The following is an 11,720-nucleotide window of genomic DNA, read 5'->3' on the forward strand; positions in this document are numbered from 1 at the left end:
GGCCACCACCGGGGGGTTACTTAGCAGTGTTGTGCGGTCTATCGCTTTGAAGCGCGGTAGCCAGCTTTTCGTGCATCACTCGTTGTCTTGAAGCACTGCTCGGGAATCGTCCTGTTGTAGAACGCTCCACCACGCACGTGGTACTTCCATTCCTTGTTGCTCCCGGTTTTGTTGCCCTTGACCGGGTACCCCGCCGGGCAGTTCTTTCCCTTGGCAGCAACCCAGCTCTTCTTGGCGGCAGGCTTCTTGACTGCTGCCTTCTTGATCACCAAAGTTTGGTTCTTGCTTGTGGTCAGCGTCTTCTTGCCCGACTTGTATTTTACTGTCGTGGTGACCTTGTAGGTCCCGGCCTTCAGCGAGGCCGAAGCCTTTTTGTTCACAATGGTTTTCTTGCCCTGCTTGACGGTCAGGACCTTCGAGGTGACCTTCACGCCCTTTTTGGCGCTCACCAGAGGCTTGATTGTTGCCTTCTTGGAACCACTGACAGTTTTGCCGCCAATCGTCTTGATGGTTACCGCAGGTGTTGCCTTCTTTGCACCAGCAACGCTGATGCTGTTGCTCAGAGCAACCGGTGCTGCGCTTGCGGCGACAGCTCCCGAAAAGACCAACGCCGTTGCCGCTGCCAGCGCGGTCAGAGACCTAAACACTCGTTTCAATTTTTCCCCAGTTTTCTTCGGTGGTGGTGATGATTTTGCACGTGCAAGTTCTTATCAAATCACAGGCCCAAAATAATGTGTACACCGCACCGTTTCGTTGCTAACCGTTTGTTGTCGTGCTGCACCAGCAATGCACAAAGATGTGGCTCGGCGCTCATGCCGTGGCAGAGGTACCACTCTGGAGGCAACCAGGAGATTTACCTACAGCGCAGGGTGATGGCTAACCGGCTTTCGTGCTTCATTTTAAGACGAAGCCGCGGAGCGCACCTGCAAGAGGATTCGCAGTGCACCTTGGAATGCAGGAGGGGTGCGCCGCACACCAATAAAAAAGTGAGGCTCTTAGCTTCCAAGACATCTGGATGTAAGAACCTCACCGTTATCCCCCCCCCGTAGATATTGTTGGGGGATCAAAAGCTAGTATTAGTCGATCGAAGCCATGAGCTCGACCACGCGATCGAGGAACGCGTCAACCTGCGATTCTTCGTAGCCCTTTTCACCTTCGGCGCGACGGAATTCGGCGCGGCGCACGGCATCGACGCTCATCGGCACGTCTTTTTCGAAGTAATCGATAAGTTGGGAGCAAAGCTTATCAACGTCTTGAACGTTGTAGCTTGAGGCATTGGCACGTGAGGGGCGTCGGAACCGCTCCCCCGGGCTGCGGTGTAGCCGTCCGCGCAGGATTGCCGAGAGGCGTCCTACCTGCTGCAGCCAGGCATCTTCACCATCGGTCTGAATCAGTGCGTCGCGTTCACGCTGTGCAAATACATCTTCCAGACGGTCAAGGGCCGCATCTACTTCGCGTGCGCTGTAGCCACCACGCTGAGCCGGGAATACGGTGCGGCGCACCATATGGCTGGTGATGATCGAATCATCGTCGCCTTCACCATTAAACGTGGCGCGGGCACGGGCGAGGAACACATCCACCTGTTTGGTGTTGTAGCCGTATTCTTTCTCGCCCACATATTCAAACGGGGTGGCGGCCGGCTGTGCCTTGTCCTGACTCACAATGCTTTCCTTGATCTTGGGGATATGATGTACCGCTATGTACCGGTACCTGAAGTGCTAAATGGTCGCAACACCTAGGGCCAAAATGCCGGTGTTTCTACCATCATAGGGTTTGACTCATGCTTGACGGGCTTAGAGCACGCCGGGCAGTAAGAAAATGGTCAACACGTAGGCCACCGGAATCGCAAATACCACCGAATCCAGTCTGTCCATGACCCCGCCGTGGCCGGGCAGAATATTGCTCATGTCCTTGATGCCGAGTTCGCGTTTGACCATTGACTCTGCCAAGTCTCCCGCTGTTGATGCGGCAACCGTTGCTACCGCCAAGGGGATGCCCATCCACCACGGAATATCGAGCAGGAAGATCGCTGCAAGAATACCCACAATGGTGGCACCGCCTACGGACCCGGCAAATCCTTCCCAGGATTTTTTGGGGCTGATCTTTGGTGCCATGGGGTGTTTTCCGAAGAGCACACCGACCAGATAACCGAAGGTATCGTTCGAGACCACAAGCAGCAGGACCGTGGTAACCAGAAGGTAACCGCTGGGCTCGTTGAGTAGCAATACTGCAAAACTCAGCAGCAGCGGTACCCACGAAAGGACAAGTATCCCGGCAATCACCGAGCGCACGGATTTGGCCGGACCCTCAAAGATCCGCCACAGGAAAACCAGCAGGGCGCTGCCGGTGAAGGCTAGGCTCAAGGCCTCAAGCCCGCCATAGTAGGCGGCGAAAGGCATTGAGAGGCTAGCGACAAGCAGCGGCACCAGGGGTGTGTTGACCCCGGCCTTATCCAACGCGCGAGTCACTTCCCAGCAACCGATACCGGCAAATACCGCAACAGTTGCAACGAAGGCAATCGGTAGCCAGAATAGGCCGGTGAGAACCAGGGCAAGCAAGATCAGCCCCACGGTAATTGCCGCGGGTAGATCTCGTCCGGCCCTGGAACTCTTGGCGCGAGTTGCGCTTTTGGAGCGCCGGGTCACAGGTTCAAGCCCGCCGGATTCCGGCGATGGCTCCGGAAGGGCCCCGGAGGCTCCTTCGCTCGGCTCGGTGGGATTGGACATTAGACTTCCAGCAGCTCGGTTTCCTTGCGCTTAAGCAGGTCATCGATGCCATCGGTGTGCGACTTGGTCAGTGCGTCAAGTTCCTTCTCGGCGCGTGCACCATCGTCTTCACCAACCTCGCCGTCCTTGACCAGCTTGTCCAAGGAATCCTTGGCGCGGCGGCGCACGTTACGCAGTGCAACCTTTGCGTCTTCACCCTTGCCACGCACTACCTTGACGTATTCCTTGCGGCGTTCTTCGGTCAGTACCGGCATGATCACGCGGATGGTCTTGCCATCGTTTGACGGGTTGGCGCCAACTTCGGAATCACCCAAGGCCTTTTCGATCTCACGCAGTGCTGTGACATCGTAGGGCGAAATCATGATGGTGCGTGCATCGGGGATAGCGAATGATGCAAGCTGCTGCAGTGGCGTCGGGGTGCCATAGTAGTCAACCAGGACCTTTGCATACATGCCCGGGTGGGCACGGCCGGTGCGGATTGCAGCGAAATCTTCCTTCGCGTTTTCGATGGTGCTATCCATCTTTTCGCCTGCCTCGGCGAGGATTTCCTCAATCACGTTCTACTCCTTATGAGTTCGGCCAGCACGAATTTTTCTGACCGGTAATTTTTGGGCTTAGGAACAATCCTATGTCACACCGGCTATCCGGTGCGGCACTAGATGGTGACGCGGGTGCCGATCTTTTCTCCGAGGATGGCACGGGTCACGTTTCCGTCGCCCTCCATACCGAAGACCATCATTTCAAGTTTGTTGTCCTTGCACATGGTCATCGCGGTCTGATCCATCACGCGGATGTCTTTGATCAGGGCTTCCTCGTAGGTGAGGTGCTCAAGCTTGACGGCGCTTGGATCCTTCTTCGGGTCCGCGGTGTACACGCCATCGACACCGCTCTTGGCCATCAAGACCACGTCTGCGTCAACTTCGAGGGCACGCTGGGCGGCGACGGTGTCGGTGGAGAAGTAGGGCAGGCCGGCGCCGGCTCCGAAGATGACAACGCGATCCTTTTCCATGTGGCGGATGGCGCGGCGCGGGATGTAGGTCTCAGCGACCTGGGCCATGGAGATTGCCGACTGCACGCGGGTGTCTACGCCGGCCTGTTCCAGGAAGTCCTGCAGGGCCAGGCAGTTCATGACCGTGCCGAGCATACCCATGTAGTCGGCGCGGGAGCGGTCCATGCCGGAGGCCGAAAGTTCGGCGCCACGGAAGAAGTTGCCGCCACCAACGACGATTGCGACCTCAACCTGTCCGACGGTTGCAGCGATTTGTTCGGCAATGCCGCGGACCGTTACCGGGTCAACGCCAAGCTTGCCGCCACCGAAAACTTCGCCCGAAAGCTTCAGCAGTACTCGTCGACGACGGGGGGTGCTTTTTTCGTTCTGCTCGGTTGCTGCGTCCATTAGGTGCTTTCCTCCTGCTTGCGGGTCAGCGTGGGCCCACGTTGATGCTTTTCATGTGGGCGAACCACAGGTGGGTTCGGCCCGGGGGGCTGGCAGGGAAAAGGGGCGGCCACCTTATGGTGGCCACCCCCTTTACCTTGATTGGCCAGAGCGCGCTAGTGTATAGCGGCTCTTAGCCGGTTGTAGTACTTAGTTGGAGCCTACGCGGAAACGTGCGAAGGCGGTACCGGCGACGCCGGCTTCCTGGAGCACAGCACCAACAGACTTCTTGGCGTCCTTAGCGAATGCCTGGTCAACCAGTACCTGCTCCTTGAAGAAGCCGGTCAGGCGGCCTTCAACGATCTTCGGCAGTGCAGCTTCAGGCTTGCCTTCGGCAACTGCGGTTTCCATGGCGATGCGGCGCTCGGATTCAACGATGTCTGCGCTGATCTCGTCGCGGGACAGCACGGTCGGTGCCATGGCTGCGATGTGAACTGCAACGTCGTGTGCAACGGTGAAAGCGTCGTCACCGGCGCCGTCAACGGCGAACAGCACGCCAACCTGTGCAGGCAAGTCCTTGGAGGTCTTGTGCAGGTAAGCATCGACGGTTGCGCCTTCGATGCGGGCGTGGCGACGGACGATAACCTTCTCGCCCAGTACTGCGCCTTCTTCGGTGACAACGTCGGAAAGGGTCTTGCCCTCAACGTCGACTGCAAGCAGGGCTTCGAGGTCTGCGGCTGCCGAGGAAACGGCAACTTCCAGAACCTGGTTGGCCAGTGCAATGAACTTGTCGTTCTTTGCTACGAAGTCGGTCTCGCAAGAAAGTTCGATCATGACGCCAACGGTGCCATCGATAACCTTGGCGGCAACGAGGCCTTCCGAGGTCGAGCGGCCTTCGCGCTTGGTGGCGCCCTTCAGGCCCTTGATGCGGATGAGCTCCATGGCCTTCTCGGCGTCGCCGTTGGCCTCGTCGAGAGCCTTCTTGACGTCCATCATGCCAGCGCCGGTGCGCTCGCGCAGTGCCTTAATGTCAGCAGCGGTGTAGTTTGCCACGTGCAACCCCATTCATAAGTGGTTTTGAGCTTTTTCGCCGAAGGACGGGCCTTGTTGGCCCGTCCCACGGTTTTCCGGGTCCGCTGGGGAAAATCACTTGTCAGTGTTTCCCTCAGCGGCTACCGAATTTTGTTTTTAGTGACTACTCAGCGGAAGCAGCAGGTGCTTCTTCGGCTACCGGAGCAGCTTCAGCGGCAGGTGCTTCTTCGACTACCGGAGCAGCTTCAGCGGCAGGTGCTTCTTCGACTACCGGAGCAGCTTCAGTGGCAGGAGCCTCGGCCTTGGAGGCCTCGAGCAGTTCGCGCTCCCACTCGGCCAACGGCTCGGCCGGAGCTTCGGTGTTGCCGGTTGCCTTGTTGTTGCGGGCGATCAGGCCAGCAGCAACGGCGTCAGCAACAACGCGGGTGAGCAGGTTGACGGAGCGGATGGCGTCGTCGTTACCCGGGATCGGGTACTGAACTTCATCCGGATCGCAGTTGGTGTCGAGAATTGCAACAACCGGGATACCCAGCTTCTGCGCTTCGTCGATTGCGAGGTGCTCCTTCTTGGTGTCTACAACCCAGAGGACCGAAGGGGTCTTGGTCAGGTTGCGGATACCGCCAAGGTTGGTCTGCAACTTGGTTAGCTCGCGCTTGAGCAGCAGCAGTTCCTTCTTGGTGTGACCCGAGCCGGCAACGTCCTCGAAGTTGATCTCTTCGAGTTCCTTCATGCGCTGTACGCGCTTGGCAACGGTCTGGAAGTTGGTGAGCATGCCACCGAGCCAGCGCTGGTTGACGTAAGGCTGACCAACGCGGGTAGCCTGCTCCGAAATTGCTTCCTGAGCCTGCTTCTTGGTGCCAACGAACAGAACGGTGCCGCCGTGGGCAACGGTCTGCTTGACGAACTCGTAGGCGCGGTCGATGTACGACAGCGACTGCTGCAAGTCAATGATGTAGATGCCGTTGCGCTCGGTGAAGATGAATCGCTTCATCTTCGGGTTCCAGCGACGGGTCTGGTGTCCAAAGTGAACGCCGCTGTCGAGCAGCTGGCGCATGGTTACGACTGGCATGTCGCAACTCCTTCCGGCAGTAGCTGGCCGGTCCATCGCTGGACCGCGGTAACTGCCATGGTTATCGGTTGATGGTGCGCATCCGGAATTGGATGTGACCCCTGGCAAGGATAGGAAAACCCACCGTGGCCCCGTACCGACTAATGCCGGACCGTGGGGCTTGGCGCCCACGCTATTGCACACCTCATTGCTGAGGTGATTCATCTGTGGATATCTCATGCGCGAAGTCGGCTACGTGTAACTTGCAAGCCAATTGGCTTTAAGGCACACAGAACCGCGTGTTCTAGTGTACTACAGGCATCGGTACCCACGGTGACTGATCCTCACAGCTTCAAGCCAAATTCATCACACCTTCACTTCCTCCCCGGGCCGTTAGATACCGGGCCCACCGGAGTTGGCCGTGATTCATGATCGGGACATGAAAACCATTTATCTGGCAGCCACTCCCCTGCTGGTTACCTTCCTACTGCTCAATTCGGCAAGCCTGCCCCAAACCGCGCTCGCACCAGCACAGGGAACAAACGCGCAGGGCGTTACCGCCACAAAAGGGTGGTCTTGGCCTTTAACCCCTCAACCAAAGGTGCTCCGGGCCTTTGATCCGCCCGCACAGCGGTGGCTTGCCGGGCATCGCGGCGCCGATCTGGGCGCCCACCCCGGTGACGTGGTGCTGGCACCCGCCGCGGGCATCGTCACCTATGTGGGAGTTATCGTCGATCGGCCGGTACTTGTCATCGATCATGGGGCAGGGCTCAAATCTAGCTTTGAACCGGTCAGTACAGACTTGGTTCCCGGCTCCATCATTTCGGCCAAAGAACGGATCGGCAGCATCGGAGTTGGTGCCCACTGCACAAAACGCTGCATGCACTGGGGGTTACGTCTGAATGGTGAATATATCGATCCGCTGCTGACCATTCGAGATGCTCGGCCCTCGATCTTGTTGCCACTGGGCAACAAAGGCGGTTGAGGTTCATGCCAGAACCGGAACCGGGAACACCGCTTGCAGTAACGCGCGTCCCCTAGCAGGGTGCATGGATCAGCAGATAGCTTCAGTGCCGGATGCGGGGCCGATATGTCCTTGCCTAAGGGCCACTAACTCCCCTCAAAACTCCCACCAAATGTCCTATATGGACGAACAACGGCCTAGTCAATCTCTGGTTACAGGGATTGACTAGGCCGTTTGTGTGTAGGGCGAGTGGGGCTTGAACCCACGACAAAAGGATTATGAGTCCTCTGCTCTAACCAACTGAGCTACCGCCCCTAGACATGGTTATATCCGCATTTTTCGTATTGCCTATGAATCTTGCGGATCAACCAGAATCATCCTAATGGAAAGTGATCGAACTTTTCACATCGAGGCATTGTAAGCCTCATCGCAACCGCGTCGGGCTATGACCGAAGGTAATCTTCGGCCGAGGCCCCACGATAGAGCGCTTCAAAGGTATCCATGGTTTTGACATGGCTATGCTTTGCCGCCTTGGCATGTCCTGCTTCACCCATTGACTCACGTTCTTCGGGGCTCAGCGCTAGGACTGCGTCAAGCTTATTTGCCAGATCTACGCGGTCCCCTGGCTCGAAGAGGAAACCATTGACACCGACATCAACGAGGTGCGGCAGGGCCAACGCATTTGCCAACACCACTGGCTTGGAGGCAGATAATGCCTCAAGAGTGACTAACGATTGAAGTTCTGCGGTACCAGGCTGGCAAAAAACATCACAGCGTAGGTATGCAGCACGCAATTGCTCATCATCGACGTGACCGAGGAAATGCACTCGAGATTCGAGCCCCTTTTCTTTGGCAAGCTTCTCCAGATTCGATCGTTGCTCACCACCGCCAACGATTTCAACGTGAGCATCTGGCACCGTCTTCATCAGCCTCAGGGCTTCGATCAGTTCGTTAACGTTCTTCTCCACTGCCAAGCGCCCGGCAAAGAGAATAGTTGGGTAGGAATTTTTCGCAATCACTTCGTCCTCCCCAAGTTCATAGTGGCTCGAGTCAATGCCATTGGACAGCGGCAGGACCCGCTCCAACTTTGCGTATTTGCGCATGGCACGGGCTGCAAGCGGAGTTGGAGTGGTCACGACGTTTGCCGCACCCATAATTTTTCCCATATCGCGCCATGAGTTCTTGGCAACTATGCGTTTAAACCAGCGGGGGAAAGGCAAAAATGGGTCTAAGTTTTCCGGCATGAAGTGATTTGTGGCAATCATCCGAATGCCCCGCTTCTTCGCAAGTGCGAGTGTGCCCTGACCGATCATGTAGTGGCATTGGGCATGCACCACATCGGGCTTAATCTCATCCAGGAGCTTGCTAATTTCGGGATTGATCTCCCATGGAAAGCAGATACGGAAGTATTCGTGGGTTGGGACCGCATGCGATCGCAACCGATGAACCGTGGCCTCGGGACGTATATCGACCACCGATGGGCCTTTTTCTGCGCGTGTGGCAATGATATGGACCTCGTGTCCGCGTTCGGTCATTGCGCTTGCAAGACGATAGCAAAATACTGCGGCACCATTTACATCCGGCGGGTAGGTGTCCGCCGCTATTACGATTTTCAAAGGTTTCTCGCCCGTCACAGGGTGGTCTCACTCCTCGACGCAACCCATTCGTTGGGCCGCTGTAGTCGTCTTGTTGTCGTCTCTAGATGGTCAAAAAATCAGCGGTGAAGGCTTAGCTGCCTTCGGGAATCTGCAATTTTCGTTTTGCTTCGGCTTTGCGTTCGAGCACATCGGGATGATGCCTGGACAGCGCGATTACCCCAACGATAGCAACGCACCCGGCAGCAACCATGCTTAACGCCACCGCGGGTTGAACGTTTGGAGCAAGCTCACCAAAAAGCCCAATACCAATAGCGATGCCGACCATTGGGTCAATGACAGTAAGTCCAGCAATCACCAGATCCGGTGGCCCCTTGGAATAAGCATTTTGGACAAAATAGGAGCCAAGTAACCCGGCAATCACTACCGCCACGACAGCTAGCCATGGCATGTCGGCCAATGGGTGCCCGTGCGAGTTCAGTAGTGCTACCGAGATGGTCCGGACCAGCACCGCAACGAACCCGAAAAGAACCCCTGCTCCAACGATATAGAAAAAGGCGCTGAGCCGGTGGGGGAAAAATAGTACGGCTCCACCAAAAATTAGGACAACTACGGCCAGCAAGAGCAGTGCGAGAAGGTTTTCTTGCTCGGTGATCACATGGCTTTCGGCACTGACCTGAATAGCCATAATGACAAAACCGATGCTGCCGACCATGCAAGCAATGATGGCAAAGATCGTTGGCCGGTTCATCCGAATATTGTGTTCGCGGGCATTGACCACGGTGGTGATCACTAACGCGATAGCACCAATGGGTTGCACCACAGTCAGTGGGGCACTTGCCAGTGCGTACACGTTCAGCGACATGCCTATTCCTAATAGCACAAGCCCGAATACCCAGCGCGGAGTTCTGAACAGCCGCAGCATGCCCAGACCAGTGACGTTGAGTCCGCCACTGCTGGCGCGCACCGCAGATGATTGGCGTTGGGTACCAAATGCCAGAAAAAACGCTCCGGCCACGGCCGCGGTGACCGCTAGCCAGACCATGGGGTTCCTGTTGTTGTGGCCTTGGCCTTACGTTGTGCCTGGACAAAATATCCAATGGCGGCAATGACATGAAGCACACAAGCTAGGGCAAGCACCCAGGTGGAGATGCTTCCGATCAGGGTTGTGGTTCCCCAGGTGGTGCTGCCCAAAAGTAAGAGTGGTGCACCAACGAGAAGTAATGCGGTACGTATCTTGCCGAGATTACTGACCGGCAGGTTTGGGCTTCCCTTGAAGAGCACCAGGGCATTGATGATCAAAATGACATCGGGAATGACAATGGAGAAGACCAACCAGGCGGGGGCAATCTTTGTTGCAACAAAGGTGCTGGCAATGACGATCAAGGCAACACGGTCCGCCACAGGATCTAACCATTTACCAACGGTTGAGATCTGATCCAAGCGACGCGCAGCATATCCGTCGATCCAGTCACTTGACCCAAGAATTGCAAGGGTCAGCGTCGCCCAACCGTAATGCGCGGATACCGTTTGAAAAACAAAGAGCGGGACCAGTAAAAATCTGGCCACGGTAATCATGTTCGGGACCGTCCAGAAGGTGGTTAGCTCCCGATATTCAAAATTGTCCCGGGTACCGGCTCCAATAAATCGCATGCTAGCCACCTCCTTTCCATTTAGTCTTACATCCGCACCGTGGTGGGCCTTATCTGCAGGCTCTAGGTAGTTTGGTGCGGTTTTGGCCACACGAAGCAGCGGTTCGAAACCTAGTTTTTGAAGAGTTTGCGGACAAAGATGAAGAACATAGCAAGTGAGCCCGCCATGATCGTTAGTGGTTGCCAGCGCTCGCGCAAGGCTTCCTTAGCGTTTTCGCCTTCAAGATTGCTGAACTCGGCTAGCTTCTCGGTTGCGGTATCGACGCCCTCGCTCAGTTTGACGCTGGCCGAATCGGCGAAGTGGCGCACGTGGGTCGCTGCCTTGGTGATTCCTTCGCCTGCGGCCTGAGTTGCATCAGAGATCTTCTCACCGACCTGCATGGGGACTTCGAGCTTAACTCCAAGGGCATCGCGGTGCAGAGCGATTTGTTCCCGACGCTCACGGGTACGCGCGATGAGTTCATCGTGAGTGAGCTTCGGAGCCTTGGGCTTAGCCTCTTCGGCTTGCACAGTGGTCTCCTGTGCATCCTTCTTGCGAGAAGAGCGTGGTTCATCGAGTGTCGAGGTATCAAAGGCGCTACCGTCCTTGAGCACACCAAGATCGTGACGGAAGCCGCGAATTGCTTCGGCAGGAACCAAAGGCATGGCGCTCTTGACCCGCCATACGGAAAAACCAACAAGGATCAAAGCCAGGACTAGGAATCCGGCTGCGACTATCAATGCAGCAAGCCAGGGTGCCATGACGGTCCCCAAGCCCATGATCAGCGCAACAACCAGGGCGATGACCATGAAGCTGAGCAGAACCACAGCCAGGATGCCGGCACCGGCCGCTACCCCTACGTTGATGCCCTTGGCCTTGAGGATGTTTGCAGCAATGCGCGCCTCATCGACCAACTGGCTAGGCACCAGATGGCGTAGTCCGCCTACCTGGCCTCGAATGGTGCGTGGCGTTGACGTGTACGGTTCGCTCGAACCCGTCGGTTCCGTTCCAGACATGGTGTCTCCATTTCGTATGGCCATGGCCCGGCCAGTTCAAACCAAAACTATCACTAGGACGTGCGCAAACCCCTCACCCGGAAGAGGTACACCCAGGGTATGAGGTCGGCTAAAGACAAGAAATCCCCGCCCTCGTGAGGAGGACGGGGATTCTTAGATGCGCTCCCCCGAATGGACTTGAACCAGTAACCTTCCGATTAACAGTCGGACGCTCTGCCAATTGAGCTACGGGGGAATGAAGCGAGTAAAACGATATCAGAGTTCTGAAGTTAACTCCAAACGAGGCTTAAACGGGCCTCAAGTCAATGCTTTTCGCGCTCCTGCGGGGAGAC

12 protein-coding genes and 2 tRNA genes are annotated in these 11,720 nt (G+C 56.6%); 1 reads left to right on the forward strand and 13 read right to left on the reverse strand.

Annotated elements, in window-relative coordinates; translation table 11 throughout:
* Positions 1-38: 38 nt before the first annotated feature.
* The 7 genes from CQ018_RS10955 to rpsB form a co-directional block, all read right to left on the reverse strand.
* Positions 39-647, reverse strand: a complete 609-nt coding sequence (locus CQ018_RS10955; protein ID WP_258142560.1) for a hypothetical protein — start codon at positions 645-647, stop codon at positions 39-41.
* A gap of 429 nt (positions 648-1,076) precedes the next feature.
* Positions 1,077-1,661: a DivIVA domain-containing protein gene (locus CQ018_RS10960; protein ID WP_105550036.1), complete on the reverse strand. Its 585-nt coding sequence runs from the start codon at positions 1,659-1,661 to the stop codon at positions 1,077-1,079.
* Positions 1,662-1,793: 132 nt separating this feature from the next.
* Positions 1,794-2,726, reverse strand: coding sequence for a phosphatidate cytidylyltransferase (locus CQ018_RS10965; RefSeq protein ID WP_105550037.1), 933 nt, complete (start codon positions 2,724-2,726; stop codon positions 1,794-1,796).
* Complete coding sequence (gene frr / locus CQ018_RS10970; protein ID WP_105550038.1) at positions 2,726-3,283, reverse strand: ribosome recycling factor; 558 nt, start codon at positions 3,281-3,283, stop codon at positions 2,726-2,728. Before frr ends, CQ018_RS10965 begins: the two co-directional genes overlap by 1 nt.
* A gap of 98 nt (positions 3,284-3,381) precedes the next feature.
* Complete coding sequence (pyrH, locus tag CQ018_RS10975) at positions 3,382-4,122, reverse strand: UMP kinase (RefSeq protein ID WP_105550039.1); 741 nt, start codon at positions 4,120-4,122, stop codon at positions 3,382-3,384.
* 189 nt (positions 4,123-4,311) lie between these two features.
* On the reverse strand, positions 4,312-5,154 hold the full coding sequence (gene tsf, locus CQ018_RS10980) for a translation elongation factor Ts (protein ID WP_105550040.1): 843 nt from the start codon (positions 5,152-5,154) through the stop codon (positions 4,312-4,314).
* A gap of 142 nt (positions 5,155-5,296) precedes the next feature.
* Positions 5,297-6,202, reverse strand: a complete 906-nt coding sequence (rpsB, locus tag CQ018_RS10985) for a 30S ribosomal protein S2 (protein ID WP_105550041.1) — start codon at positions 6,200-6,202, stop codon at positions 5,297-5,299.
* Positions 6,203-6,620: 418 nt separating this feature from the next.
* Here rpsB and CQ018_RS10990 point away from each other — a divergent pair, with 418 nt between their 5' ends.
* Complete coding sequence (locus CQ018_RS10990; protein ID WP_105550042.1) at positions 6,621-7,166, forward strand: M23 family metallopeptidase; 546 nt, start codon at positions 6,621-6,623, stop codon at positions 7,164-7,166.
* Positions 7,167-7,386: 220 nt separating this feature from the next.
* On the opposite strand, the gene CQ018_RS10995 is transcribed toward CQ018_RS10990, so the two are convergent.
* From CQ018_RS10995 to CQ018_RS11020, 6 genes are all read right to left on the reverse strand, one after another.
* Positions 7,387-7,460 (reverse strand) — tRNA-Ile (locus tag CQ018_RS10995).
* A 128-nt stretch (positions 7,461-7,588) separates the two neighbouring features.
* Positions 7,589-8,761, reverse strand: coding sequence for a glycosyltransferase (locus tag CQ018_RS11000; protein ID WP_374954190.1), 1,173 nt, complete (start codon positions 8,759-8,761; stop codon positions 7,589-7,591).
* Between the two features lie 112 nt (positions 8,762-8,873).
* Positions 8,874-9,785, reverse strand: coding sequence for a DMT family transporter (locus CQ018_RS11005; protein WP_105550044.1), 912 nt, complete (start codon positions 9,783-9,785; stop codon positions 8,874-8,876).
* Positions 9,773-10,393 (reverse strand): CDP-alcohol phosphatidyltransferase family protein, encoded by a 621-nt coding sequence (locus CQ018_RS11010; RefSeq protein WP_105550045.1) that lies wholly within the window; start codon positions 10,391-10,393, stop codon positions 9,773-9,775. Before CQ018_RS11010 ends, CQ018_RS11005 begins: the two co-directional genes overlap by 13 nt.
* Positions 10,394-10,503: 110 nt before the next feature.
* Entirely contained in the window at positions 10,504-11,388 is an 885-nt protein-coding gene (locus tag CQ018_RS11015; RefSeq protein WP_181149848.1) for a phage holin family protein, read from the reverse strand.
* Between the two features lie 162 nt (positions 11,389-11,550).
* Positions 11,551-11,623, reverse strand: a tRNA-Asn gene (locus CQ018_RS11020).
* Positions 11,624-11,720: the final 97 nt, after the last annotated feature.

It is taken from the genome of Arthrobacter sp. MYb227 (assembly GCF_002975435.1).
Lineage (GTDB): Bacteria > Actinomycetota > Actinomycetes > Actinomycetales > Micrococcaceae > Paeniglutamicibacter.

Bases quoted from the DNA above. Each gene is read 5' to 3' on its own strand.
- CQ018_RS10990 (WP_105550042.1), top strand. From the start codon at position 6,621: ATGAAAACCATTTATCTGGCAGCCACTCCCCTGCTGGTTACCTTCCTA.
- CQ018_RS11015 (WP_181149848.1), bottom strand. From the start codon at position 11,388: ATGTCTGGAACGGAACCGACGGGTTCGAGCGAACCGTACACGTCAACG.
- pyrH (WP_105550039.1), bottom strand. From the start codon at position 4,122: ATGGACGCAGCAACCGAGCAGAACGAAAAAAGCACCCCCCGTCGTCGA.
- rpsB (WP_105550041.1), bottom strand. From the start codon at position 6,202: ATGCCAGTCGTAACCATGCGCCAGCTGCTCGACAGCGGCGTTCACTTT.
- CQ018_RS10965 (WP_105550037.1), bottom strand. From the start codon at position 2,726: ATGTCCAATCCCACCGAGCCGAGCGAAGGAGCCTCCGGGGCCCTTCCG.
- CQ018_RS11010 (WP_105550045.1), bottom strand. From the start codon at position 10,393: ATGCGATTTATTGGAGCCGGTACCCGGGACAATTTTGAATATCGGGAG.
- CQ018_RS11005 (WP_105550044.1), bottom strand. From the start codon at position 9,785: ATGGTCTGGCTAGCGGTCACCGCGGCCGTGGCCGGAGCGTTTTTTCTG.